This is a genomic window from Pseudomonas sp. P2S-1 (assembly GCF_057197725.1).
On sequence record NZ_CM170068.1, the window covers coordinates 4840622 to 4866420 of the forward strand.

The 25799-nt window shown below is 62.7% G+C and carries 24 protein-coding genes and 3 pseudogenes; 20 read left to right on the forward strand and 7 right to left on the reverse strand.

The window, feature by feature from the left end; all coding sequences use genetic code 11:
• Window positions 1–59: 59 nt before the first annotated feature.
• The 3 genes from AC2CQI_RS21685 to AC2CQI_RS21695 are packed head-to-tail and all read left to right on the forward strand — an operon-like array spanning window position 60 to window position 2031.
• Window positions 60–872: an energy transducer TonB gene (locus tag AC2CQI_RS21685; protein ID WP_484577835.1), complete on the forward strand. Its 813-nt coding sequence runs from the start codon at window positions 60–62 to the stop codon at window positions 870–872.
• 33 nt (window positions 873–905) lie between these two features.
• Window positions 906–1628, forward strand: a complete 723-nt coding sequence (locus AC2CQI_RS21690; protein WP_484577836.1) for a MotA/TolQ/ExbB proton channel family protein — start codon at window positions 906–908, stop codon at window positions 1626–1628.
• A gap of 1 nt (window position 1629) precedes the next feature.
• On the forward strand, window positions 1630–2031 hold the full coding sequence (locus AC2CQI_RS21695; RefSeq protein ID WP_009041659.1) for an ExbD/TolR family protein: 402 nt from the start codon (window positions 1630–1632) through the stop codon (window positions 2029–2031).
• Between the two features lie 317 nt (window positions 2032–2348).
• Here AC2CQI_RS21695 and AC2CQI_RS21700 read toward each other — a convergent pair whose 3' ends face one another.
• Window positions 2349–2789, reverse strand: coding sequence for a hypothetical protein (locus AC2CQI_RS21700; RefSeq protein WP_484580652.1), 441 nt, complete (start codon window positions 2787–2789; stop codon window positions 2349–2351).
• A 1204-nt stretch (window positions 2790–3993) separates the two neighbouring features.
• Here AC2CQI_RS21700 and AC2CQI_RS21705 point away from each other — a divergent pair.
• The 17 genes and pseudogenes from AC2CQI_RS21705 (at window position 3994) to AC2CQI_RS21785 (ending at window position 19891) form a co-directional block, all read left to right on the forward strand.
• Window positions 3994–4296, forward strand: a complete 303-nt coding sequence (locus AC2CQI_RS21705; RefSeq protein ID WP_484577837.1) for a DUF3077 domain-containing protein — start codon at window positions 3994–3996, stop codon at window positions 4294–4296.
• Between the two features lie 135 nt (window positions 4297–4431).
• Complete coding sequence (locus AC2CQI_RS21710; protein ID WP_484577838.1) at window positions 4432–5013, forward strand: alpha/beta hydrolase; 582 nt, start codon at window positions 4432–4434, stop codon at window positions 5011–5013.
• A gap of 69 nt (window positions 5014–5082) precedes the next feature.
• Window positions 5083–6024, forward strand: coding sequence for a sigma 54-interacting transcriptional regulator (locus tag AC2CQI_RS21715; RefSeq protein WP_484577839.1), 942 nt, complete (start codon window positions 5083–5085; stop codon window positions 6022–6024).
• Window positions 6025–6189: 165 nt separating this feature from the next.
• Window positions 6190–6975, forward strand: a complete 786-nt coding sequence (locus AC2CQI_RS21720; protein ID WP_484577840.1) for a MetQ/NlpA family ABC transporter substrate-binding protein — start codon at window positions 6190–6192, stop codon at window positions 6973–6975.
• A 148-nt stretch (window positions 6976–7123) separates the two neighbouring features.
• Window positions 7124–7366 (forward strand): annotated as a pseudogene (locus tag AC2CQI_RS21725) (RHS repeat-associated core domain-containing protein); the annotation flags it as partial.
• A gap of 318 nt (window positions 7367–7684) precedes the next feature.
• A complete protein-coding gene (locus tag AC2CQI_RS21730) occupies window positions 7685–7969 on the forward strand; it encodes a hypothetical protein (protein ID WP_256721229.1) in 285 nt (94 codons plus the stop codon).
• Window positions 7970–8138: 169 nt separating this feature from the next.
• Window positions 8139–9011, forward strand: a complete 873-nt coding sequence (locus AC2CQI_RS21735; RefSeq protein WP_484577841.1) for an RHS repeat-associated core domain-containing protein — start codon at window positions 8139–8141, stop codon at window positions 9009–9011.
• A 116-nt stretch (window positions 9012–9127) separates the two neighbouring features.
• Window positions 9128–9364: pseudogene (locus tag AC2CQI_RS21740) on the forward strand (RHS repeat-associated core domain-containing protein); the annotation flags it as partial.
• A gap of 870 nt (window positions 9365–10234) precedes the next feature.
• Complete coding sequence (locus AC2CQI_RS21745) at window positions 10235–10900, forward strand: amino acid ABC transporter permease (RefSeq protein WP_075805993.1); 666 nt, start codon at window positions 10235–10237, stop codon at window positions 10898–10900.
• Window positions 10881–11540, forward strand: coding sequence for an amino acid ABC transporter permease (locus tag AC2CQI_RS21750; protein WP_075805994.1), 660 nt, complete (start codon window positions 10881–10883; stop codon window positions 11538–11540). Before AC2CQI_RS21745 ends, AC2CQI_RS21750 begins: the two co-directional genes overlap by 20 nt.
• Window positions 11537–12310 (forward strand): amino acid ABC transporter ATP-binding protein, encoded by a 774-nt coding sequence (locus tag AC2CQI_RS21755; RefSeq protein ID WP_484577842.1) that lies wholly within the window; start codon window positions 11537–11539, stop codon window positions 12308–12310. Before AC2CQI_RS21750 ends, AC2CQI_RS21755 begins: the two co-directional genes overlap by 4 nt.
• The gene (locus AC2CQI_RS21760) at window positions 12307–13191 is read left to right on the forward strand and encodes a transporter substrate-binding domain-containing protein (RefSeq protein WP_075805996.1); all 885 of its coding nucleotides are present in this window, start codon (window positions 12307–12309) and stop codon (window positions 13189–13191) included. Before AC2CQI_RS21755 ends, AC2CQI_RS21760 begins: the two co-directional genes overlap by 4 nt.
• 145 nt (window positions 13192–13336) lie before the next feature.
• Window positions 13337–13561 (forward strand): annotated as a pseudogene (locus AC2CQI_RS21765) (RHS repeat-associated core domain-containing protein); the annotation flags it as partial.
• A gap of 475 nt (window positions 13562–14036) precedes the next feature.
• Complete coding sequence (locus tag AC2CQI_RS21770) at window positions 14037–14504, forward strand: hypothetical protein (RefSeq protein ID WP_484577843.1); 468 nt, start codon at window positions 14037–14039, stop codon at window positions 14502–14504.
• A gap of 187 nt (window positions 14505–14691) precedes the next feature.
• A complete protein-coding gene (locus tag AC2CQI_RS21775; protein ID WP_075805997.1) occupies window positions 14692–15783 on the forward strand; it encodes an efflux RND transporter periplasmic adaptor subunit in 1092 nt (363 codons plus the stop codon).
• Window positions 15780–16847 carry an efflux RND transporter periplasmic adaptor subunit gene (locus tag AC2CQI_RS21780; protein ID WP_484577844.1) on the forward strand — a complete coding sequence of 356 codons (1068 nt, stop codon included), beginning with the start codon at window positions 15780–15782 and terminating at the stop codon, window positions 16845–16847. The genes AC2CQI_RS21775 and AC2CQI_RS21780 overlap by 4 nt, the downstream gene beginning before the upstream one ends.
• Entirely contained in the window at window positions 16844–19891 is a 3048-nt protein-coding gene (locus AC2CQI_RS21785; protein WP_484577845.1) for an efflux RND transporter permease subunit, read from the forward strand. The genes AC2CQI_RS21780 and AC2CQI_RS21785 overlap by 4 nt, the downstream gene beginning before the upstream one ends.
• Before the next feature lie 101 nt (window positions 19892–19992).
• On the opposite strand, the gene AC2CQI_RS21790 is transcribed toward AC2CQI_RS21785, so the two are convergent.
• The 6 genes from AC2CQI_RS21790 to AC2CQI_RS21815 form a co-directional block, all read right to left on the reverse strand.
• Complete coding sequence (locus tag AC2CQI_RS21790; RefSeq protein ID WP_484577846.1) at window positions 19993–20448, reverse strand: REP-associated tyrosine transposase; 456 nt, start codon at window positions 20446–20448, stop codon at window positions 19993–19995.
• 175 nt (window positions 20449–20623) lie between these two features.
• Entirely contained in the window at window positions 20624–21268 is a 645-nt protein-coding gene (locus AC2CQI_RS21795) for a methionine ABC transporter permease (RefSeq protein WP_484577847.1), read from the reverse strand.
• Entirely contained in the window at window positions 21258–22373 is a 1116-nt protein-coding gene (locus AC2CQI_RS21800) for a methionine ABC transporter ATP-binding protein (RefSeq protein ID WP_484577848.1), read from the reverse strand. The genes AC2CQI_RS21795 and AC2CQI_RS21800 overlap by 11 nt, the downstream gene beginning before the upstream one ends.
• Before the next feature lies 1 nt (window position 22374).
• Window positions 22375–23190: a MetQ/NlpA family ABC transporter substrate-binding protein gene (locus AC2CQI_RS21805; protein WP_484577849.1), complete on the reverse strand. Its 816-nt coding sequence runs from the start codon at window positions 23188–23190 to the stop codon at window positions 22375–22377.
• The gene (locus tag AC2CQI_RS21810; RefSeq protein ID WP_484577850.1) at window positions 23183–24583 is read right to left on the reverse strand and encodes an LLM class flavin-dependent oxidoreductase; all 1401 of its coding nucleotides are present in this window, start codon (window positions 24581–24583) and stop codon (window positions 23183–23185) included. Before AC2CQI_RS21810 ends, AC2CQI_RS21805 begins: the two co-directional genes overlap by 8 nt.
• On the reverse strand, window positions 24583–25788 hold the full coding sequence (locus AC2CQI_RS21815) for an SfnB family sulfur acquisition oxidoreductase (protein WP_484577851.1): 1206 nt from the start codon (window positions 25786–25788) through the stop codon (window positions 24583–24585). Before AC2CQI_RS21815 ends, AC2CQI_RS21810 begins: the two co-directional genes overlap by 1 nt.
• Window positions 25789–25799 lie beyond the last annotated feature (11 nt).

Consider the following 25799-nt stretch of genomic DNA (forward strand, 5'->3'; position numbering starts at 1 on the left):
GCGAGGGCACAACGTCCAACCGCCTTCGAAGCATGCACCGAACCCCCAGGAGTTGATCAATGGGTAATGTCCAGACCGCCGCCAGTGCCGTTGATGTGCTGTGGCGCCCGACGCCGGGCGAACTGGTCGACCTCGGCCGGCCGCACCGTTCGCCGCTTGGGCAACAGCGCTTGCAGCGTACGCCGCGCAGTGCTCTGAACCGTCGCGAGAAAGTCCTGCTGGGGGTGTTCGCCCTGGTCCTGCATGGCGCTGCCGCGTACTGGGTCAGCCAGGCGCCGACCCCGGTATTGCCGGTGGTCCCGCCAGAGATTCCACCAATGACCATCGAGTTCTCGCAGCCGGCACCGCCGGTGGTGGAGCCGCCGCCGCCCGTGGTCGAACCGCCGCCGCCGGTCGTCGAGCCGCCACCGCCGGTCGAGGACGAACTGGCCGTGAAGCCGCCGCCGCCCAAGCCGGTACCCAAGCCCAAGCCGAAGCCCGTTCCCAAGCCGACGCCCAAGCCTGAACCGAAGCCGGTCGAGCAGCCGCCAGCGCCGACGCCTCCGACTCCGGCACCGCCTGCGCCGCCGGCTCCGCCAGCGCCCGCCCCGGTGACCCCGGCCTCGGCCAACGCCGCGTACCTGAAGAACCCGGCGCCGGAATACCCGTCGCTGGCCCAGCGTCGCGGCTGGGAAGGCACGGTGCTGTTGCGGGTCAAGGTGCTCGCCACGGGCAAGCCCGGCGAGATCCAGATCCAGCAGAGCAGTGGTCGCCAGCAACTCGATGACGCCGCGCTGGCTGCGGTGAAGCGCTGGAGTTTCGTGCCGGCCAAGCAGGGCGATGTACCCCAGGAAGGCTGGGTGAGCGTGCCCATCGATTTCAAGATTCGCTAACCCAAATTCGCGCAACGACAGAGAGAACACATCATGAGCTTATTGGCCTCCCCCCTTGAATCCATCGAAAGCGCGGTGATCTGGCTGCTGGTCGGCTTCTCCGTGGTCACCTGGGGCCTGGCCCTGGTCAAGACCGTGCAGTTCGTCCGCCTGAAGAACCAGGACAAGCGTTTCCACAAGCAATTCTGGGCTGCCTCCAGCCTCGACTCGGCGGCCGACCTGGCCCACACCCAGCCGGGTTCCGCCGCCCGTGTCGCCCAGGCCGGCTATGCCGCCATCGCCGTTGGCGAGCCGGGCCAGGCCACCGACCTGAGCCACGCGATCAACCACCAGGACCGCCTGGAACGTGCCCTGCGCCAGCAGATCGTGCGTGAGCGTCGTTCGCTGGAAACCGGCCTGGCCGTGGTCGCCAGTATCGGCAGCACCTCGCCCTTCATCGGCCTGTTCGGTACGGTCTGGGGGATCATGGAAGCGCTCAAGGGCATCAGCGCGGCGGGCTCGGCGAGCCTGGAAACCGTGGCCGGGCCGATTGGTGCGGCGCTGGTCGCCACCGGCGTGGGTATCGCCGTCGCGGTCCCGGCGGTGCTGGTTTACAACTACTTCCTGCGTCGCCTGAAGCTCACCGCCGCTGACCTCGACGACTTCGCCCACGACTTCTACAGCCTCGCGCAGAAGAGTGCCTTCCGCGTCATCGCCCACCCTGCGCTGCACAAGGCCAACGCCTCGTCTGGCCAGCCTGTGAAAGAGGCGGTGTGACATGGCTTTTTCGACCCAGGACAGCGACGAAGTTCTCAGCGAGATCAACGTAACGCCGCTGGTGGATGTGATGCTGGTGCTGCTGGTGGTGTTCATCGTCACTGCGCCGCTGCTGACCAACGCCATCCCGATCAACCTACCCAAGACCGAGGCCGTGGCCCCGGTGGAGCAAAAGGATCCGTTGGTGGTCAGCATCGACGGGGCAGGGAAGCTGTTTATCAACAAGGATGAAATCCAGCCGGATCTGCTGGAAACCAACCTGCAGGCGGCGAAGGCCAAGGACCCCGAGGTACGGGTGCAACTGCAGGCGGACGATGGAGTGAACTATGGGGAAGTGGCGCGTGCCATGGCCTCGATCGAACGTGCGGGGATTACCAAGCTGTCGGTGATCACCGCCCGCTGAGCAACATGCAACTCAGGCAAACTTGGAGGCCGGTCCTGTGGCAGGGGCTGGTCTTTTTTTTGTTTTAAACGTGTCGGGATTCCCGACAGGTTGTGGATAAGCTTTGTGACAAGTGGCGTTGGGTACTCGGTTGACGTGAGTGTCGGCTGGCGTTAGATTCACCTTCGTCGATACGGACCGGAACCCGAAAGGGGGTATCGATTTCGGAGGCGAAAGCCTCTCCTAGCCAGTGAGCGGGATAAGCGAAAGCGAAAGGACAGGCCGATATAGAGATTCAGCAAAAGCCCCAAGCGCGAAAGCCTTGGGGCTTTTTGTTTTCAGACGGATTTGCCGGCGTTGCGCATTTCCAGAATATAGCGAACGTTATGGGGCTTGCCTTTCGGCAGCGAGTGTCGGCCCCACGTGGCAACTTCATAAGCTGAAATGACCCGTAGCTTGAGCACATTGCGGGTGTTCTCCGGCTTTCTGATCGAGAAGAACATCGCGTAATCGTGCAGGTCGAGGCAGTAGTAACGTTGGTTGCCGTTCATGAAGTAGGGCACCGCCAGCCCTTCATAGAATCTTCGCTCCATGTAGTCCCGAAGTTGCTTGCTGCAGTCGTAGCGGTGTGCGCAGAAATAGCGGCGTTCGTGTTGGAAGCACACCAGCTCGCCGTGGCCCTTGTCGTCTGTGAAGCAATGGAAGCCGAACTCGAATTTCACGGTGAGCGGATCTCCGGCAACGTCGAACTGCAGATCGAATGGCTGCAAATGCGCCATCGATAGTGTCTTGCCGCCGATGATCAGGTCCTTCCATTTCATGAGGCTTGCTCGCGGGGAAAGCGAGGCAGCGTACGGTTGGTGAACTGGCGCGACAATGTGGTGTTTCTTTTCAAAACGCTTCGAGGCTGATGGGCTTTTATCAGTGAGAAGCCTTCTGCTGCGGGCTTTTCAGACGGTCTGCGCAAGGTTGTTCTGACGCATCTTGTTAACATCGCACCTCGATCGGGGCGTGGCTTGTCGGGCTGCCGAACCGCCGCGCAGTGGTCCTAAAAACTGCCGCACCGAGTATCTGGATGAATGCAGTCAAGCAGGCGCTGTGAATCTGAGATGCCACCTGGCTGATACTCGTGCTGGATGGTTTGGCACCGCTGCGCGGTCCATCGCAGGCAAGCCAGCTCCTACAGGGGGCGGGGCAATTTCAAAAGAAGGTTGATAGTCCGAGTTGCCAAAACAATGGAAGCCGTACGGGAGTTGGGCTGGAATGGCAGTTGTAAACCAAAGCTTTACTACTGCGGCCTCGCATCCACCACAGATTTCTAAACACAAAGCCGCTGGCCTGTGGCTCCCGCCAGGGATACCGTTTCCCGTCTTCATGGCCGCTGCGCAGGCGAGGCGTGATGGCCTGCCGGGGTTCCAGTGCTTCGGTTGTCCACCGCCTGGGCAGTGGCCACCTTTGTATTTATGGCGGCTGTATGCAGGAGGCCTTCGGCCCTGCCGGGATTAAGTCCTTACCGCCCCCGGTTTTCCACCCTGCATCCAGCCGCCACCTTCCTTGAAGCCGACACGAACCCTGTGGGAGCTGGCTTGCCAGCGATGAGGCCAGCAGGGTCACTGATGTTGTTTGATCTGACGCCATCGCTGGCAAGCCAGCTCCCACAGAGACCGCATTCCAGACACCTGCAAACATAATGTTTGTGGAACATGGAAATCCTAGGACGTAACCTACGCGATCTGTCGGTCTTTGCTTCCTTGCTCATGGAAAGCACTCCTTCTAGGCTTCGTCGGTCGCTGAATGGTCAGTGACCGGGGTGTGGAAACCTCGAGCAAGTTGGTAAGGCCTGCTTTATGGCAGCTGTGCGCGGGAGGCTTTCGGGCCTGCCGGGTATCTCCTTACCGCTCGGTTTTCCACCCCGCGTACAGCCGCCACCCATTTGTGTGGAAACAAAAGGATGCTGGCTAAAAACAGGTAAGGAAAAATCTGATGAAAAAACTCGTACCCGATCCCCCACTATCCCCAACCTGCACCCGCCCCTTCGGCGACTGCTCCTCCTCCCACCCGCCACTCTTCTCCGTAAACCCCGGCATCGACCCCCACAGCGCCCTGGTCCACGCCTCGATGTTCCTGCGCTGCGCCTACGAATCCGCCCAGCACTCCCTCGCCCCGGACGCCAACACCAGCGCCTTCCCCTGGTTGACCATGCACGCCGTGGAAGCCGCCAAGGGCCTGGTCGACGCGCTCCTCGAAGGCCATGAAACCGCCACCTGGCAACAGCCCGAACGCTGAAACCACAACGGGACCGCACCCCGGTCCCGTTTTCTATTTGGTTATTAATAAATAGCTTCTTATTCCTTTACGAATATAACCCCAGCACCAATACTTGCCGCCATGCACGCAAACCGCAGCAGGAGGCAATTCCCCATGCGCAACGAGTCGATCCGTTACCTGATTGTGCCGGGCTGGCAGGGTTCGCCAGACGATCACTGGCAGAGCCATTGGCACGCCACGCTGCCTAACAGCGCCCGTGTCGAGCAGGCCGACTGGCTGACGCCGAAGCGCGGGGATTGGGTCGCGGCGCTGGAAGAGGCGATTGCCGCCGACGATTCCCCGGTGATCCTGATCGCCCATAGCCTGGGCTGCATCACCGTCGCCCACTGGGCCGCCCAGGCCAGCCCGAACCTGCGCCGGCTGGTACGCGGCGCGCTTTTGGTGGCGCCAGCCGACGTAGAGCGGCCTGCCTGCTCCCCGGCATTGCGCAACTTTGCACCGATCCCCATGGCCCCGTTGCCGTTCCCGAGCCAGGTGGTCACCTCCGACAACGACCCGGCCGTGAGCGCCCCGCGCGCCATGCAACTGGCCCGCGCCTGGGGCGCCGAGGCCGGGGTGCTCGGCGGCGCCGGGCATATCAACGTCAAGTCCGGCCATCACCGCTGGGAACAGGGCTTCGCCTACCTGTACCGCCTGCAGAGCCGAATGGAACAGGGCGTCCTGCGCCGCGCCTGATTCCCGCACCGCTTTCCCTTACTGCCTTTTATCAACGCCCGGGCCAGGAGCCCGGGCGGGAGCTTTGCCATGAAACTCGAAGACACCTTCGGCCAGCCGCTGCTGACCTTCCCCGAACTCGACAAGAGCCCGCTGAGCATCCGCGCCAAGGCGCTGGTGTTCGTCGACCCACGCTCGCGCCAGTTGCGCGAGGAACTGGAAATCCTCGCCCCGCTGGCCCTGCCCGTGCTGATCCGCGGCGAAAGCGGTACCGGCAAGGAACTGCTGGCCCGGCAGATCCACCGCGCCAGCGATCGCGGTGGTCTTTTCGTCTCGGTCAACTGCGGCGCGATCAGCCCGACCTACGCCGACGCCGAGCTCTTCGGCTACGCCGTCGGCGCCCATAGCGGCAGTGCCAGCAGCCGTGCCGGCTGGTTCGGCTCGGCCAATGGCGGCACGCTGTATCTCGATGAAATCGCCGACCTGCCGCTGCCGATCCAGATCAAGCTGCTGGCCGCCCTGGAAAACCACGAGGTCTACCGCGTCGGCGCGCAGCAGCCGCATCCGGTGGATGTGCGCCTGGTCGCAGCCTCGAGCATCGACCTGGCCGAAGCGGTTGCGGCAGGGCACTTCCATCCGCGTCTCTACGACTACCTTCACGAAGGCCGCCTCGAACTGCCGGCGCTGCGCGAGCGGGTCGGCGATATCCTGCCGCTGGCCGAGTACTTCGTCGGCATCTACAGCCCCAAGCTTAACCGCCCGGTGCCGCTGCTCAGCGAAGACGCCCAGCGCGTGCTGGAACTGCACGACTGGCCGGGCAATACCCGCGAGCTGGAAAACGTCATCCACTTCGCCCTGCTCCAGGGCAGCGGCGACGAGATCCTGCCGGAACATCTGAACCTGCCGACGCCTTTGCACGCCCTGGCTCAGCGCCTGGACCGGCTCGCCCAACTGGGCGACGAACAGGAGCGACATGCCCTGCGCAAACTGCTGGAGCAAACCCTGTTGCGCCTTACGCAAGTCGCTAGCTAGAGCGTTGCAAGGTGTGCATCGCAAAAAGGCATAAGCAGCTAATCAAAAGATATTGTTCCGGAATAAAAAATCTCGGTATTGTCCGCCTCACGCCGGGCAACACGGGCCCGGCCAACCAACACTGATCGCCGCCCACGAGGCGCGGAATACCAATAAGGACTGCACATGAAAAAGGCTCTGTTGTTCTCTGCCCTGGCCGCCGCGCTGACGGTGGGCGGTTTTGCCCAGGCTGCCGAGAAACTGGTGGTTGCCGCCACCCCGGTACCCCATGCCGAGATTCTCGAGCTGATCAAGCCGACCCTGGCCAAAGAGGGCGTGGACCTGGAAATCAAGGTCTTCACCGACTACGTGCAGCCGAACGTGCAGGTCGACCAGAAGCGCCTGGACGCTAACTACTTCCAGACCCTGCCGTACCTGAAGAACTTCAACGAAGGCAAGGGCACCAACCTGGTGACCGTGATCGGCGTTCACGTCGAGCCGTTCGGTGGCTACTCGAAGAAAGTGAAGAGCCTGGCCGAGCTGAAGGAAGGCGCCACCGTCGCCATCCCGAACGAAGGCAGCAACAGCGGCCGCGCCCTGCTGCTTCTGCAGAAGGCTGGCCTGATCACCCTGAAGGACCCGCAGAACGCCCTGGCGACCCCGAAGGACATCGCCGAGAACCCGAAAAAACTTAAATTCCGCGAGCTGGAATCGGCCATGCTGCCGCGTGTGCTCGACCAGGTCGACCTGGACATGATCAACACCAACTACGCTCTGGAAGCCGGCCTCAACCCGGCGAAAGACGCGCTGGTGATCGAAGGCAGCGACTCGCCGTACGTCAACTTCCTGGTGGCCCGCCCGGACAACAAGGACAGCGACGCCATCCAGAAACTGGCCAAGGCCCTGACCTCGCCCGAGGTGAAGACCTTCATCGAGAAGAAGTACAGCGGTGCGGTACTGCCGGCGTTCTGATTCGCCACAGTACTGTCTGTTACTGAAAGACCGCCGTCGAGGCGGTCTTTCTTTTTCTGCGGCATACCTGATAGTTCTGTCAGTTATGGGCTAGCAAGCGGGGTTATACAATCCGTGGTGTTCCTGCCGGATGCCGGAGAAATAAGCGATGGCCACCCCGAATGACGCCGCACAACCCTCACGTAGGCAATCGGGGCACATTGGCTTCAATGGCGAGCTGCTTGAATGCATTACCGGCCACTACCTGCTCGGCAACGGTTATCGCGCCTACAGTACGTGGCTGATGATCTTTATCCAGCCGGACAGCTGGAGCCCGTTCGGGGCGGGTGGGCTCAATGCCTATGCTTATTGCAAGGGGGATCCGGTCAATGCTGCCGATCCGACTGGGCATATGCCGTTCAAGCAATTGCTTCAGTTCGGTCGCGTGAATAGGTTCCCGTCCCCTACCCCCCAAGACCTACCTCCCGTTCTCCCTGTTCTGTCGGAGGCAGATCTCGTTCCAACACTTGGGGGGAGGGTATCGCCTGTTCCTGTATGGCCCCCGGAAAGGTTTTCGCCTCCTCATATCCTGGCTGACACTGCGCCTGCGGTCTCTCAATCAAGTTCAGCGTTGCCCACCTCCGCGAGAAGCGTAGGTCCATCTGGGGTCGTCCTGGGATCTAATACTAGAAACGTCAATTACCCGCACATAGAGACGGAGATTTCACGCATGATTTCCTCCAACGACGCAGCGGGTATCATTGCCCTTGCCAAGCAGCGCTTCAAAAGAATTCCCGTTTTAAGGGAGCTGCACCAGCAATTGCCGCTGACCCCGGACGAGCGTAGAAACGCTTACAGCAGAAGGGGGCAAAGTCCGACCATTCCACAAAAGCATCTCCAGTCGCTGACATATCGAGCGCTACGTGAAGGACTTCAGGAAAAAGCGCAATTCTATGACAGGCTGCGACGCGGTCTTACTGTGAAGATTCCTAAAAAAAGACCTCGAACGAGGTAGTGATTTCATCGAGAAGACGTACAGCGGCGCGGTACTGCCGGCGTTCTGATTCGCCGGACAAGCTGAAGGCCTTACCTGACAGATCTGCCAGTTATGGACGCAGCCACGCTGTTATACGCTTGTGCGAATCTCCATTTCGGGGAACCTAACGCTGAGAGGCCAGAGCGTCATGCATACGCTAAAGACCTTGCTCGGTTTCAACGGCGAGCTGTTCGAGCCCGGCACCGGCCATTACCTGCTAGGCAGCGGCTACCGCGCCTTCAGCCCAGTGCTGATGATCTTCATCCAGCCGGACAGCTGGAGCCCGTTCGGGGCAGGTGGGCTCAATGCCTATGCTTATTGCGAGGGGGATCCGGTCAATGCAGTCGATCCTACCGGTCATATGCCGTTCCTGGGCCCGATGCGGTTGAATGGCGGATTCAAGGCGCCGGCTTTCAGCCCTTATGGCAGCCGACCCGGCAGCCCCTTTTCCGCGAATGCGCAAACCTCCCGATACCTCGCGGATTTCATTGGAGAGCCAGCGACGATACCGCCGGTGGTCGCGGTGAGTTCGCCGGTAGGTCTTGCTTCGGCTCCCGTTTCGCCTTCTCGTTCCACATCTCCTTCGCCCCAACCCTCGCCTCCGGCCTCTACATCGAGTACCGCCTTGGCGTCTTCGGGGGCACACACGGAAGCTTTGCCGTCCACCATGGGCGCTCGTAATCTGCTCACAGTGGACGCCGCGCGCCGTCGCAACAATATAGCGAACAAGCTTCCCGGCATGATTGAGTCCAAAGATACGCAGGCCATCCTTGAACTTTCTAAAGAAAATCGAAGCAGAAGCGCGGTTTTGCAGGAGTTGTACCGGCTATTACCGCTTTCTGCGGAGATGCGTGCTTTAACGATGACTACACAGCATGGACTGCCTATGCTTCGAAGATTTCATCTCGATTGGCTAGTGGCCAGGGCGCGAGACGCAGGAAGCCCGAAAAATGCGAGGTTCTATCGGTCGTTGGCGAAAGTTACTGCTGACCCGCGGCATAACGGCGCATCTCGGGTCTGACAGTGTTCAGGCCATGCGAACGGGACCGCACTTCGAAGCGACCTGGCACTTCTGCCAGTTATGGACGCAGCCACGCTGTTATACGCTTGGGTCATTCTCCAGGCACGTGATGGATCATGACGATGAAAGAACCGGGCACAAGGCATCTGCCCAAGGCTTCACTCGGTTTCAATGGCGAGCTGTTCGAGTCCTGGACCGGTCACTGTCTCTTGGGCAAAGGTTATCGTGCCTACAGCCCGTGGCTGATGATGTTTATCCAGCCGGACAGTTGGAGCCCATTCGGGGCAGGTGGGCTCAACGCCTACGCTTACTGCGAGGGGGACCCTGTCAATCTTGCCGACCCTAGCGGTCACGTGCCGATCTTGCCGGGTATGTGGCGTCAAAGGACGTATCTACCCGCGACGACTGTGCATGTAGCCCGCCATTCAGGTCCCGGTGTACTTCTCGATCTTTCCAGACGAGCCACTGTCCAGCCCTCGGCTACACAGATCGCATCGCGATCCGACAGGTTGCTGTCTGTACCGGAGCAGCAGGAGCCCTTGAACTTGTCTGCGGGACATGAACCCGGCTCCACTACGGGCGCATTGTCGCCTGTGTTCCCACCTGTCCGCGAGCGTTCTCCAGTGGCTCAACCCCGGCGATCTCCTCGGGTCAGCAAATCCCGGGTGCGCCGTGTAACCCAACTTTCGTTGGAAAATGAGAAGAAGTTGAGGCTAGCGATCAAGCAGAGGGACAACGCGGGGGTTGACGTGATAGTCAAGGAGCGCGGTGGCGTAACGTCTTTTCGCAGGATCATGAATGAAGTGATGCCAATGCGTAGTCAGCGTCCTCATGGACGGATGCCGGGCGCAGCGTTCCAAAGGGGGGATTACAATGTATTACGGGAATACGGGCTGATAGAGCCTCTCTCGGTCCGGGACCCGAACTTGCGCCAGTTTCTCCAGGGTATTTACCCCTACCTGCGCTAGCCGTTCATGCTGCCAAACGCTTGGACCGTCCAGGTTTACCCGCGATCAAGGTAGTGAATTCACCAGACGTATCGCGGGTGTGCCCGGTCTCGAAGGGGGCGCGGTGAGGGCGCGATTTGAGTGCTATACATATTCGATAACGGTATTTAAAAATTTATTTTTATACCCTTAGAGTCTTTCCTACTGAGGCTACCCGCCTCGCCCCAAGTCAGCAAGCGCCCGTCTACCCCGGGCCGGTCCGGGAAAGACCAGTTCATGACCTTCGATTTCGCGTTCATCCTCAGCACGCTCCCGGCTTTTCTCAAGGCCGTGGGCGTTACCCTGCAGGTGGGCCTGATCGCCATCGCCACCTCGCTGGTGGTGGCGCTGATCAATGCGCCGATCCTGCTTTACCGCATCCCCGTCCTGCACCGCCTGGTCGCCCTCTACGTGGAGCTGGCGCGCAATACCCCGCTGTTGATCCAGCTGTTCTTCGTGTATTTCGCCCTGCCCGCCCTGGGCGTGAAGATTTCCGGTTTCGCTGCCGCCATCATCACCATGACTTTCCTCGGCGGCGCCTACCTCACCGAGGTCCTGCGTGCCGGTGTCGAGGCAGTACCTGCTGCGCAACTGGAATCCGGGCGCTCCATCGGCCTGTCCGAACTGCAACTGCTGCGCCATGTGATCCTGCCCCAGGCCGGCCTGCTGAGCCTGCCGGCGCTGTTCGCCAACTTCATCTTCCTGCTCAAGGAAACCACCGTGGTTTCCGCCGTGGCGGTGCCGGAGATTCTCTACACTACCAAGAGCTACATCGCCCTGTACTACAAGACCTACGAAATGCTCGCGGTGATGACGCTGATCTGCGTGCTGCTGTTTCTCCCGCTGTCGCTGCTGCTGAGCCGCCTGGAACGGAGGCTGCAACATGGCCAGTTCGGGTCTTGAGCTGTTGCTGGTGTCCCTGCCGCAACTGGGCAAGGGCGCTGCACAAACCCTGGCGATCTCCGGGCTGGGGATTCTCTTCGCGACCCTCGGCGGCGTGCTCTACGGTGTGCTGGCGACCCTCGGCAAGAGGGGCGTGAACATCGTCCTGCGCATCTACCTGGAACTGTTCCGCGCCATACCGGTGCTCGTGTGGCTGTACCTGCTGTTCTTCGGCCTGCCGATCTTCCTCGGCATCAGCCTGCCGAGCTTCTGGTGCGCGGTGCTGGTGCTGGCGCTGTGGGGTGCCAGCGAGGTGGGCGAGGTGGTGCGTGGCGCGCTGCTGTCGCTGCCCCGTGGTCAGCGCGAGGCGGGCCTGTCCATCGGCCTGTCCGGCTGGCAGCTGTATGGCTACGTCCTGCTGCCCCAGGCCCTGAAGCGCATGACCCCGCCGACCATCAACGTCTACACGCGGATCATCAAGACCAGCTCCCTGGCGGTGCTGATCGGCGTGGTGGACGTGATCAAGGTCGGCCAGCAGATCATCGAGCGCACCTATGAATCGGTGCTGATCTACGGTGCGCTGTTCCTGTTCTTTTTCCTTATCTGTTACCCGCTGTCGGCCGCCTCGCGCGCGCTGGAGCGGCGCTGGACGCACGCATGAGCGCATTGATCGAGTTCAAGGGTTTCAACAAGTTCTTCGGCGAGCAGCAGGTGCTCAAGGACATCGACCTGTCGGTGCAGGCCGGCGAAGTGGTGGTGATCCTCGGCCCCAGCGGCTGCGGCAAAAGCACCTTGCTGCGCTGCCTGAACGGCCTGGAAAACGCCCACGGCGGCAGCCTGAAACTGGACGGCCGCGAGTTGCTGGAGGCGAACACCGACTGGCGCGAAGTCCGCCAGCAGGTCGGCATGGTGTTCCAGAGCTACCACCTGTTCGGCCATATGAGCGTGCTCGACAACCTGCTGCTCGGCCCGCTCAAGGTGCAGAAGCGCCCGCGTGCCGAAGCCGTGGCCCAGGCCGAGGCGCTGTTGGCCCGGGTTGGCCTGCTGGACAAGCGGGACGCCTACCCGCGCCAGCTCTCCGGCGGCCAACAGCAACGTATCGCTATCGTCCGCTCGTTGTGCATGAACCCGCGGGTGATGCTGTTCGACGAGGTGACCGCCGCCCTCGATCCGGAAATGGTCAAGGAAGTGCTGCAGGTGATCCAGGGCCTGGCCCGGGACGGCATGACCCTGCTTATCGTCACCCACGAAATGGCCTTCGCCCGCGCGGTGGCCGACCGCATCGTGTTCATGGAAGCCGGCAGGATCCTTGAACAACGTTCCCCCGAGAGCTTCTTTACGAACCCGCAGACCGCACGCGCGCAGCAGTTCCTGGAGAAATTCTCCTATGTCGAAAGCCTGCCCGAGAAACCTCAAAAGGAACTGATATGAAAACTGCCAAGACGTCCAAGCTACTGTTTTCACTGTTTGGCCTGGCCCTGCTGGCCGGCTGCGACAAGGCCGCCGAAGCGCCGAAAACCGCTACCGCCGCCGCGCCGGCCCCGGCCACCGCCAGCTACCTGGACACCATCAAGGCCCGCGACAAGCTGATCGTCGGTGTCTTCACCGACAAGCCGCCGTTCGGCTTCGTCGATGAAACCGGCCGCTATGTCGGCTTCGACACCGATATCGGCCGGGCCTTTGCCAAGTCGCTGCTGGGCGACGAGAACAAGGTGGAATTCGTCGCGGTCGAGCCGGCCAGCCGCATTCCCTTCCTGCAGAGCGACAAGGTCGACCTGATCCTGGCCAACATGACCGTCACCCCGGAGCGCAAGGAAGCGGTGGAATTCACCAACCCCAACCTGCGCGTTGCGGTGCAGGCCCTGGTGGCCGATGGCAGCAGCGTGAAGAAGCTGGATGACCTGGCCGACAAGACCACCATCGTCACCACCGGCACCACCGCCGATATCTGGCTGACCAAGAACCACCCGGACTGGAAACTGCTGAAGTTCGAAAAGAACAGCGAGTCGCTGCAGGCCCTGGCCAATGGCCGTGGTGATGCGTATGCGCAGGACAACCTGATCCTGTTCAGCTGGTCCAAGCAGAACCCGGGCTACCGCGTGCTCCCGGAATTCCTCGGCGAAGAAGCACCGATCGCCCCGGCGGTGAAGAAGGGCAACATCGAACTGCGCGACTGGGTCAACGCCGAGCTGGCGCGCCTGGGCGAGGAGAAATTCCTGCACAAGCTGTATGACCAGTACGTGCGCAAGGAGCTTAGCGACGACACCAAGCCGGAAAGCGTGATCGTCGAAGGGGGCAAGTGGCAGGGCTGATACCCGCCGGGGCGTGCCGCTCGTCGAACCTGATAGTTCTGTCAGGTTCGCGGCAGGCCTCGAGTCTTTATCCTGTGGCGAATCTCTTCGCTTCAGGGTGCCGACCATGCCCACGCCGACCGAACAGCCTCGTCCTCATACCCAGCGCAATGCCGGAGGCGGGTGGTCAGGCTTCAATGGCCAACTCCTCGAGTTCCGCACCGGTCACTACCTGCTCGGAAGCGGCTACCGCGCCTATAACCCGGTGCTGATGCACTTCAACAACCCCGACGCGCTGAGCCCTTTTGCCCGGGGTGGGTTGAATGCCTATGCCTATTGCCTGGGGGATCCGGTCAATCTGCTGGATCCTGACGGACGAGCGGGTTGGCTGATGACTCAGTTTCGAAAAATTTTCAGTCCATTTTCCAAGCCCACTCCTCCAAAGCCGTTGCCTTCCGTGCCGTCTTCGGGTGGGACGAATGCCTTGGCGACAACTGGCAATGCTAAACATCCAGTTGCGTCCATGCGGGGCAGAAAACTACCTGAGCCTCCAGATCCACCAGCATCGTCGTCCCGGGGTGTTGATCCTGCAGATGCCGTGGAAGACGGACCCGTACATCTATCGAGTCAGGGGGTGCGTATTCACCCGAACCCACAGGCAGAGTCCGCACAAGGCGCACGGACGCAGGCGTGGATCGATAGCCGTTTGGTCCCTCGGGAATCAACACGGAGCAAGAGCGCTCGCTTAGGGCAAAACCCTGGCAAGCCCAACAAAAGGAACGTCGATCGTGTAGGTAGTGTCCGCAACGTGATCCGCAAGAACGATTCGGAAATGAATCCAGACGGATGGTTATGAGATCAAGCTGATGGACAGACCCGATGGGCATGCTCCTCTGTCGGCGCTTTTACTTTATGCGTCAAAGCGCAGCGGGTATCCCATCCATAAGTTGGCCTCGATGCCGAAAGGCGGGGTGTTTACTCCGCTTTACCGTGAATATTACGTGAAGGGGAAAAGAGTGAGCCGCTCCGACAGTCTTTCCTCGCTTGACGAACTTGCGGCGCTTGCCCAGCGCACCAAGGAAGCACGGAAAAGCAAAGTGCCTGATCCCGGATCCGACAAACCCGTCGAAGAACCGAAAGCGCCTGACGAGCCGCCCGTTACGATGTTGTATCCGACCGATAAGACACCATTCCTGACCACTTCGGACGGCACCAGGTTCTACCAGGCGGGTCTGGTGCTGCATCCGCCCAAGGCGGGCAAGGTGCAACGGCTGCGCAATTTTGCGGTACGCAAAGTCAACCGCGTACTGGGGATTCGCGATGCCTCGCGCTGACTCCATGGGTGCCGGGGCTCGATGCCAATAGCCGATTGAACCAATCATCCCCCGCGGTTGACTGATTTACCTCAAGGCTCTGTAAGAGAGTTCTCATTGTTGCGTGGGCAGTAATCAAAGCCTGATCTACGCTAACAATCGCATTAATCACATTCCCCTCCGAACCGGCCCATGCAAAGGAGCCCGCATGAAGTTGTCGCGTTCTTGTTCGTTGATTTTCCTGGGGCTGGCGCTGGGGTTGACGGGTTGCCGCGACAAGCCGGCCGAAGAGCCGCAGCATCCGCGCGTGACGGTGCAGAAGGTCGAGACCGGCGATTTTTCCCCGCGGGTCACCCTCACCGGTGATGTCCAGGCCCAGGTGCATAGCGACCTGTCGTTTCGGGTGGGAGGCAAAATCATTTCCCGCAGCGTCGATGTGGGCGATCACGTCAAGGCCAACCAGGTGCTGGCGCGCCTGGACCCCAAGGACCTGCAAACCAATGTCGATTCGGCCAATGCCGAGGTGCTGGCCGCGCGTGCGCGGGTGACGCAAAGCTCGGCGGCCTTCGTCCGCCAGCAGAAACTCCTGCCCAAGGGCTACACCAGCCAGAGCGAGTACGACTCGGCCCAGGCCGCGCTGCGCAGCAGCCAGAGCGCCCTGAAAGCCGCCGAGGCGCAACTGGCCAACGCCAAGGAACAACTGAGCTACACCGCGCTGGTGGCTGATGCCGCCGGGGTCATCACCGAGCGCCAGGCCGAGGTCGGCCAGGTGGTCCAGGCCACGGTACCGATCTTCAGCTTGGCCCGGGATGGCGGGCGTGATGCGGTGTTCAACGTCTATGAGTCGCTGCTGCTGGCGCCCAACAGCGAGCAGGCGATCACCGTCAGCCTGATCGACGACCCCAAGGTGCAGGCCACCGGGCATGTCCGCGAAATCACCCCGACGGTGTCGGCGCAGAGCGGCACGGTGCAGATCAAGATCGCCCTGGACAAGGTGCCGCCAGGCATGGACCTGGGTTCGGCGGTGAGCGCCACCGGCAATGCCCAGGGCAAGCCGGGCATCGAGCTGCCCTGGTCGGCGCTGACCAAGGAACTGCGTGAGCCGGCGGTGTGGCTGGTAGGGGAGGACAACAAGGTGCACCTGCAGAAAGTCACGGTCAGCCGCTATCTCACCGGCGAAGTGGTGGTCAGCGATGGCCTGGAGGCCGGCCAGCAGGTGGTGGTGCTCGGCACCCAGCTGCTGCACCCCGGGATGCAGGTGGAAATCGTCGACGGGGCCAAGGCGGGGTTGGGGCAATGAAGACATCCGTGATGCTGGCGGGCTGCCTGTTGCTGGTGGCCTGTGGCGGCGAAAAGGACAAGCCCGAGCCGATCCGGCCGGTGCTGTCGGTGCAAGTGCAGACCCAGGATGCGCTCAACCTCGGGCGTTTCGCCGGGACCATCCAGGCCCGCTATGAAAGCACCCTGGGTTTCCGCGTTGGTGGGCGCATCGCGCGGCGCTGGGTCGATGTCGGGGCCACGGTGAAGCCGGGGGACGTGCTGGCCAGCCTCGACCCCACCGACCAGCGCAACCAGTTGCGCGCCGCCGAAGGCGACCTGGCGAAGATCGAGGCGCAATGGATCAATGCCCAGGCCAACGCGCGGCGCCAGCAGCAGTTGTATGACCGTGGCGTCGGTGCCCAGGCCCAGCTGGATATCGCCCAGACCGACCTGAAAACCACCGGGGCCAGCCGCGAGCAGGCCAGGGCGGCGGTACAGCAGGCCAGGGACCAGCTTGGCTACGCGGAACTGCGCACCGACCACGCCGCCGTGGTCACCGACTGGCAGGCCGAGGCCGGCCAGACTGTGGCGGCGGGGCAGGCGGTGGTCAAGCTGGCGCGGCCGGACATCAAGGAGGCAGTGATCGACCTGCCCACCTACCTCGCCGACGACCTGAAGCAAGGCGTGGAATTCACCGTGATGGCGCAGCTCGACAACAGCATCCGCACCAGCGCCGTGGTGCGCGAAATAGAACCCCAGGCCGATGCCAGCACGCGCACCCGGCGTGCGCGCCTGACCCTGCGCGAGACCCCGGAGGCCTTCCGTCTCGGCACCTCGATCAGCGTCACGCTGAGCACGGCGGTCAGCCCGCGCAGCGAGATCCCGCGCAGTGCCTTGCAGGAAGTCGAGGGTCAGACCCGGGTGTGGATCGTCGACACCCGGCAGAGCGTGGTGAATCCGCGGGAGGTCCAGGTGCTGCAGAAAGGACAGGATTCGGTGTTGCTGGCCTCGGGCGTGGAGCCCGGCGAGCGGGTCGTCACCGCCGGAGTGAACAGCCTCAAGCCGGGGCAGAAGGTCATGGTCGATGAGGAAGGGACGCGATGAAAGGCAGCTTCAACCTCTCCGAGTGGGCCCTGCGCCATCAATCGTTCGTCTGGTACCTGATGTTCGTCGGTTTGCTGATGGGGGTGTTTTCCTACCTCAACCTGGGGCGTGAGGAAGACCCGTCGTTCACCATCAAGACCATGGTCATCCAGACCCGCTGGCCCGGCGCGACCCAGGACGAAACGCTGATGCAGGTCACCGACCGCATCGAGAAGAAGCTCGAGGAACTGGACTCCCTCGACTACGTGAAAAGCTACACCCGGCCCGGCGAGTCGACGGTCTACGTGTACCTGCGCGACACCACCAAGGCCGAGGACATCCCGCAGATCTGGTACCAGGTGCGCAAGAAGGTCCAGGACATCCGCGGCGATTTCCCCCAGGGCATCCAGGGCCCGGGTTTCAACGATGAGTTCGGTGATGTCTACGGCTCGATCTACGCCTTTACCGCCGACGGTCTGAGCATGCGCGAGCTGCGCGACTATGTGGAGCAGGTCCGCGCCGAGATCCGTACCGTACCCAACCTGGGCAAGATCGAGATGATCGGCACTCAGGACGAAGTGCTCTACCTCAACTTCTCCACCCGCAAGCTGGCGGCCCTGGGCATCGACCAGCGCCAAGTGGTGCAGGCCCTGCAGGCGCAGAACGCGGTGACCCCGGCGGGAGTGATCGAGGCCGGGCCGGAGCGGATTTCCGTGCGCACCACTGGCCAGTTCGCCTCGGAAAAAGACCTGGCCGAGGTCAACCTGCGTCTCGACGACCGCTTCTACCGCCTGGCCGATATCGCCGAGATCAAGCGCGGCTATGTCGATCCGCCGTCGGTGCAGTTCCGCTACAACGGGCACGACGCCATCGGCCTGGCCGTCGGCATGAAGGCCGGCGGCAACATGCAGGTGTTCGGCAAGCTGCTGCAGGAGCGCATGGACCAGTTGATCAGCGAACTGCCGCTGGGCGTTGGCGTGTATACCGTGTCGGACCAGGCAGTGGTGGTGAAGGAGGCGGTCGGCGGCTTCACCAGTGCGCTGTTCGAGGCGGTGGTGATCGTCCTGCTGGTGAGTTTCGTCAGCCTCGGCCTGCGCGCCGGCCTGGTGGTGGCCTGCTCGATTCCGCTGGTGCTGGCGATGGTCTTCGTGTTCATGGAGTACAGCGGCATCACCATGCAGCGGATCTCCCTGGGCGCCCTGATCATCGCCCTCGGTCTGCTGGTGGACGACGCGATGATCACCGTCGAAGTGATGGTCACCCGCCTGGAAATGGGCGAAACCAAAGACCAGGCGGCGACCTTCGCCTATACCTCCACGGCCTTCCCCATGCTTACCGGGACCCTGGTCACCGTGGCCGGCTTCGTGCCCATCGGCCTCAACGCCAGCTCGGCGGGGGAGTACACCTTCACCCTGTTCGCGGTGATCGCGGTGGCGCTGATCGTCTCGTGGATCGTTGCCGTGCTGTTCGCCCCGGTGCTCGGTGTGCACCTGCTCAGTACCAAGCTCAAGAAGCACGAGGAAAAGCCCGGTTGGGTCGGCAACAGCTTCCATGGCGGATTGCTCTGGTGCATGCGCCACCGCTGGCTGACCATCATCGGCACGGTGCTGATCTTCGCCCTGTCGATCTTCTGCATCCGTTTCGTGCAGAACCAGTTCTTCCCCTCGTCGGACCGGCCGGAATTGCTGGTGGACCTCAACCTGCCGCAGAACGCCTCGATCGCCGAGACGCGCAAGGCCGTGGACCGCCTCGAAGCCACGCTCAAGGACGACCCGGACGTGGTGCACTGGAGTTCCTATATTGGCCAGGGGGCTGTGCGTTTCTACCTGCCGCTCGACCAGCAGTTGCAGAACCCGTACTACGCGCAGCTGGTGGTGGTGAGCAAGGGCCTGGAGTCGCGCGAGGCGCTCAAGGCGCGCTTGCAGAAGCGCTTGCGGGATGACTTCGTCGGGATTGGCAGCAACGTCCAGTCGCTGGAAATGGGCCCGCCGGTGGGGCGGCCGATCCAGTACCGGGTCAGCGGCAAGGACATCGACCTGGTGCGCAAGCATGCCATCGACCTGGCGACCTTGCTCGACAGCAACCCGCATATTGGCGACATGATTTATGACTGGAACGAGCCGGGCAAGGTGCTGCGCATCGACATCGCCCAGGACAAGGCGCGGCAGTTGGGGTTGTCGTCGGAGGACGTGGCCAATGTGATGCAGGCCATCGTCACGGGGGCGCCGGTCACCGAGGTCAACGACAGCATCTACTTGATCGACGTGGTGGCGCGGGCCGAGGACAGCGAGCGAGGGTCGCCGCAGACCTTGCAGAACCTGCAGATCGTCACGCCCAGCGGTACGTCGATTCCGTTGCTGGCGTTCGCCACGGTGCGTTACGAGCTTGAGCAGCCGCTGGTCTGGCGTCGGGATCGCAAGCCGACCATCACCATCAAGGCTTCGGTGCGTGACGAGATCCAGCCGACCGACCTGGTGGCCCAGCTCAAGCCGAAGATCGACGAGTTCGCCAGCAAGCTGCCGACCGGGTATGAAGTGGCTACGGGCGGTACGGTGGAGGAGAGTGCCAAGGCCCAGGGGCCGATCAGCAAGGTGATCCCGCTGATGCTGTTCCTGATGGCGACCTTCCTGATGATCCAGTTGCACAGTGTGCAGAAGCTGTTCCTGGTCGCGAGTGTCGCGCCGCTGGGCTTGATTGGCGTGGTCCTGGCGCTGGTGCCGACGGGCACGCCGATGGGCTTCGTGGCGATCCTGGGGATTCTTGCGCTGATCGGCATCATCATTCGCAACTCGGTGATCCTGGTGACGCAGATCGACGAATATGAAGCGCAGGGGTATGCGCCGTGGGATGCGGTGGTCGAGGCAACCAACCACCGGCGCCGGCCGATTTTGCTCACGGCGGCGGCGGCCAGCCTGGGGATGATCCCGATTGCCCGGGAAGTGTTCTGGGGGCCGATGGCCTACGCCATGATTGGCGGGATCATCGTGGCCACGTTGCTGACGCTGTTGTTCCTGCCGGCGTTGTATGTGGCGTGGTACAGGATCAAGGAGCCAGCGAAGGCTTGAGTCTTGTATTGCCCTACCGGGCCCTATCGCTGGCAAGCCAGCTCCCACAGGTATTGCGTGCACCGCGGGACCTGTGGGAGCTGGCTTGCCAGCGATAGGGCCTACAGCCACACCGCATCCCAATGGGAATAATCACCCGCCTTTCTGACCAGTCCAGCCCGAATCGGGTTGGCGACGATGTAGCGGGCAACTGCCACGATATCTTCTTCCCGCCTCAAGGCCCGGTCATGAAACCCTTGCTGCCATAGCTTGCCTTGTCGGCCAAAGGCCTTGTTCACAACACAGGTACTTCGTGATTTGAAGCGTCGCATCAAGGTCTTCAGGGTCACATTCTTCAATTCGATCAACCAGTGAAGGTGATCGGGCATCACTACCCATGCGAGTGAAGTGACGGAGCCTTCCTGTTCTGTTTGCCTGAGTTGATAGATCACCAATCTGGCCAGGCCGAAATCGTTGAATATCGGTTCTCGGCGTTCAGTAGCAGTAGTCAGTACATACAGCCTGCCGGGCTCTGAAACCCGGCCACGGCGCAGGCGGTGGGAAGAGGGACGGTCCATGTCTCGCTCCTTGAATGTGGAAAACTCAAGGTAGCCCTGAGGCTGTCCCAGGGAGGAGAGTCATTGATTCCTGTTGTGTCTGGACCGGCCAATCGCTGGCAAGCCAGCTCCCACAGGTATCGCGTGCACCGCTGAACATGTGGGAGCTGGCTTGCCAGCGATGAGGCCCGAGAGATCAGCGCTTGTTCAACCGCCTGGCCAACCGGTCCCCACTCACCTGGATCAACGCCACCAACACCACCAGCATGACGATCACCGTCAACATGATCTGGCTGTCGAAGCGCTGGTACCCATACCGATAGGCAATATCCCCCAGCCCACCCGCACCAATGGCTCCGGCCATGGCCGAGGAGTTGATCATGGTCACCAGGGTGATGGTGAACCCGCCAACGATCCCCGGCAGTGCCTCCGGCAACAGCACATGCCAGACGATATGCCACCTGCGACAGCCCATGGCCTGCGCCGCTTCGATCAAGCCGTGATCCACTTCCCGCAGACTCACCTCGGCAATCCGCGCAAAGAACGGCGTCGCGGCAATGGTCAACGGCACCACCGCCGCCCAGACCCCATACGTGGTCCCGACGATCAACCGGGTAAACGGAATCAGCGCGACCATCAGGATCAGGAACGGAATCGACCTGAACAGGTTCACGAACGCCCCCAGCACCCGGTTCACATTCGGCGCCTCGAAGATCCCGCCCTTGCCGCTGGTAACCAGGATCACCGCCAGCGGAATCCCCACCAGCAAGGCGATCAGCGACGACACACCGACCATCAGCAGGGTGTCGATCACCCCCTGCAACAAGCGATCAAACCACATAGCCCAGCACCTCCACCTGCGCCGCCCAGTTGCGGGCCCGCTGGATTATCACGTCATGGGTATGCACCGACGCAGACACGGAAATCACCAACTGCCCCAGCGCCCGCTCTTGAATCGGCTCGATCCCGCCCTGCAACAGGCTGACCTTGCCTCCCAGCGCACTGAACAGTGCCGCCAGATCCGGCGCCTCGCGATCCTGGCCGCTGATGCGCAAGCGCAATACCAGCGCGGCCCGTGAATCGGGTGCGGTCGGCAACAAGCGCTCCAGCAACGACGCCGGCAAGGCAGGCTGCAACGGCGCCAGCAAGGTGCGACTGACCTCGTGCCGAGGGTCGCCAAACACCTGCCACACCTCGCCCTGCTCGACGACCCGCCCGCGCTCCAGTACCACCACGCGATGACAGATATCGCGGATCACCGCCATCTCGTGGGTGATCAGGACAATGGTCAGCCCAAGGCGCCGATTGATATCCCGCAGCAGCCCGAGGATCGATTCGGTGGTCTCCGGATCCAGCGCCGACGTGGCCTCGTCGCACAGCAGGATCGCCGGGTCATGCACCAGCGCCCGGGCAATCCCGACACGCTGCTTCTGTCCACCGGACAACTGCGCCGGATAGACGTGATGCTTCTCCTGCAACCCCACCAGTTCCAGCAGCGCTTCCACCTTGCGCCGCCGCTCGGCCTTGGGCACGCCGGCCACCTTGAGCGGCAGCTCGACGTTCTGCCACACGGTCTTGGCCGACATCAGGTTGAAGTGCTGGAAGATCATGCCGATGCGCCGGCGCAGGCCGACCAGTTGGTCCTCGTCGTAGCCGGCGATATCCACCTGGTCGATCAGCACCCGTCCACCGCTGGGCTGCTCAAGACGGTTGATGGTGCGAATCAGCGAGGACTTGCCGGCGCCACTGCGGCCGATGATGCCGAAGATCTCGCCGTGCTGGATGTTCAGGTCGATGTCGGCCAGGGCCGGGGCGTCCTGCCCCGGGTAGGTCTTGTGCAGCCCGACGAAGCGCACATGGGCGCTGTGCAGCTCCGGGTGCAACTGACGGCGGATCGCTTCGAGCGGCGGCGCATCCAGCGCCACACGGGCGTTGGCGGTACTCATCTCAGCCCTCCCAGCCCGGCTGGTAGAGCTTGCCGTGGGCCTTGTCCAGCGCCGCACGGACCACCGGCGAGTGCTGGTAGATATCGATGAATTTCGCCAGGCGCGGGTCGTCCTTGCTCTTGGGCTTGATCACGAACTGGATCACGTATTCCTTGTGGTCGATACCGTCGAACAGCAGCGCCGATTCGGCATCGAAGGTCTTCGCCAGGCGGATGTAGTGCGGGTAGCCCTGGACCAGGTCGGCATCATCGTAGGCGCGCACCAGTTGCACGGCTTCGACCTGCAGGATCCTGATCTTCTTCGGGTTGGCGACGATGTCCTCTTCGGTGGCCTTGTAGCCGACGCCGTCCTTCAAGGTGATCAACCCGGCCTTGGCCAGCAGTTGCAGGCCGCGCCCGCTGTTGATCGGGTCGTTGGCGATGGCCACGGTGGCACCTTGCGGCAGTTCGTCGAAGCTTTTGTATTTCTTCGAGTACAGGCCGACGTTGTTGATGATCCCCGGCGCGTAGGGTGTCAGGTCGAAACCACCGGCCGCCTTGGCGTTTTCCAGGAAGGGGATGTGCTGGAAGTAGTTCACGTCGATATCGCCGGCATTGAGGCTGACGTTGGGCGCGATCCAGTCGCTGTATTCGATCAGCTCGACATCCAGGCCCTGTTTCTTGGCTTCGCTGACCGCTGCTTCCAGCGGCACGGCGAAGGCTGCGGTGGTGCCGACTTTCAGGGCATCGGCAGCATGGCTGGCGCCGATCAGGCCGAGGGAGAGGCCGATTGATAGGGATAGTGCCGCGACGGGGCGGCTGATAAGGGTCTTAAGCATGCTGGAGCGCTCCGTTCTTGTGTGCGGTGGTGGTGTGCGGGTGGCGGTAGCTGGCGCCGGGATGCTCGGCGGGCAGGTGGGCAGTGCCGGCAGGGAAGAGCTTTTCCCGCAGGCTGCCGCTGTCGTAGGCGGTCTTGTACGAGCCACGCTTCTGCAGCTCCGGAATGACCAGGTCGATAAAGTCTTCGTAGCTTTCCGGAGTCACCGTGCGGGCCAGGTTGAAGCCGTCCAGGCCGGTCTCGGCGATCCAGCTTTCCAGCGCGTCGGCGACCTGCTCCGGCGAGCCGACCAGGGTGATGTAGCGCCCGCCCAGGGCGTGCTGGTCGAGCAGGCGGCGGCGGGTCCAGTCGTTGCTTTGCAGGTTCCTGGTCGCTGACTGGATGGCATTGCTCTTCACGTACTGGATCGGTTCGTCCAGCTCATAGGCGGAGAAGTCGATGCCGGTGGAACTGGAGAAATGCGCCACCCCGGCCTCGGCGCTGGCATGGCGCAGGTACTCGGCGTGTTTGGCCCGGGCCTGCTCCTCGGTGGCGGCAACGATCACCGTGATACCCATGAACACCTTGATCGCCTGCGGATCACGTCCGGCGACCACGGCAGCGGCACGCACCTTGTCCACCTGAGCGCGGGTCGCGGCCTTGTTCTGGCCGCTGATGAACACGCACTCGGCATGCTGCCCGGCAAAGCCCAGGCCGCGCTCGGACGCGCCGGCCTGGAACAGCACCGGGGTGCGCTGCGGCGACGGTTCGCAGAGGTGATACCCCTCGACCTTGTAGAACTCGCCCTGGTGGCGAACCTTGTGCACCTTGTCCGGCCGGGCGTAGATCCGCTGCTGGCGGTCATTGATCACCGCGCCGTCCTCCCAGCTGCCTTCCCACAGCTTGTAGAGCACTTCCAGGTACTCGTCGGCCTGGTCGTAGCGGCGGTCGTGCTCGGGTTGCGCGTCCAGGCCCATGGCCTTGGCCGCGCTGTCGAGGTAGCCGGTGACGATGTTCCAGCCGACCCGGCCACGGCTCAGGTGGTCGAGGGTGGAAAGGCGCCGGGCGAACAGGTAAGGCGGCTCGTAGGTGAGGTTGGCGGTCAGGCCGAAACCGAGGTGCTGCGTGACCGCCGCCATGGCCGAGACCAGCAGCAGCGGGTCGTTCACCGGGAGCTGGATCGACTCCTTCAGCGGCACGTCCACCGACCGCTGGTAGACGTCGTAGACCCCGACGATATCGGCCAGGAACAGGCCGTCGAACAGCCCGCGCTCCAGCAGTTTCGCCAGTTCGGTCCAGTATTCGATTGTCTTGTACTGGCTTGAGGTATCCCGCGGGTGGGTCCACAGGCCGTGGTTGATATGCCCGACGCAGTTCATGTTGAAGGCGTTGAGCAGGATCTTCTTCTTCGCCATCAGATGGTCCCCCGCAGCGGTGGGTTCTGCGCGTTCAGGTAGTAGTTGCCGATGGCGTGGTACTTCCAGCGCACCGGGTCGTGCAGGGTGTGGGTGCGGGCGTTGCGCCAGTGACGGTCGAGGCCGTGCTCGGCGAGGGTGGCCTGGCTGCCGGCCAGCTCGAACAGGGTGCTGCCGGCCGCCAGGGAGATCTCGGTGCTGATGGCCCGCGCCTCGGCCACGGCGATGGAGGCGGCGGCCACGGTCTCGGCGTTGGGCTCGGCCTGGGCGCGGTCGAGGAATTCGCCGGCACGCTCCAGCAGGGCCTCGGTGGCATGCAGACGGATCGCCAGGTGGCCGACGGATTTCAGGGTCAGCGGGTCTTCGCTGGCCCGGTCATGGCCGGAATCGATCCACGGCCGGGTGCGAGTACGCACGAAGTGCAGGGCATCCTCGTAGGCGGCGCGGGCGATGCCGGTGTCGATGGCGGCGTGGAGGATCTGCGCCAGCGGGCCGACCGGGGTCGGGCGCTCGAAGGCGCTCTGGAAGGGCACCACGTCCTCGGCGGCGACCGCGACGTTATCGAAGACCACCGAACCGCTGCCGGTGGTGCGTTGGCCGAAGCCGCTCCAGTCGTCGATTACCCGCAAACCGCTGCTGTCGGCAGGGACGAAGGCCAGTTGCTGCACGCCGTTTTCATCGCCCACCGAGGTGGGGATGCGCTGGGCGTAGATCGCGCCGGTCGCGTAGAACTTGCGGCCGTTGATGCGCAACTGGTCGCCGTCGCGGGTCAGGCGGGTGGTGCGGTCGTGGGCGGTCTTGGTGCCCAGTTCGGCCAGGGCATTGCCGAAGCGCACGCCCGCCAGAACCTCGGCATAAAGGCGCTTTTTCTGCGCCTCGCTACCGTTCACCCGCAGCACTTCGAGGGCGTAGAAATGGTTCTGCGGAATCTGCCCCAGGGAGCTGTCGGCCTCGGCGATACGGGCGATGACTTTTGCCAGGGTGACGTTGGAAACACCCGCGCCGCCGTAGGCCTTGGGTACGCTGATGCCCCACAGCCCGGAGCGCGAGAACAGCTCCAGCTCGGCATGGGGCAGGCGCCGTTCGCGGTCGCGCAGGATGCTGTCCTGTTGCAGTTTGCCGGCGATCTGTTCGGCGATGGCAAGCGCCTGGGCGTCGTCGACGATCACCGGCACGTCGTAGTGCGGAAGGGAAACGTGGCTCATCAAAGGGGCTC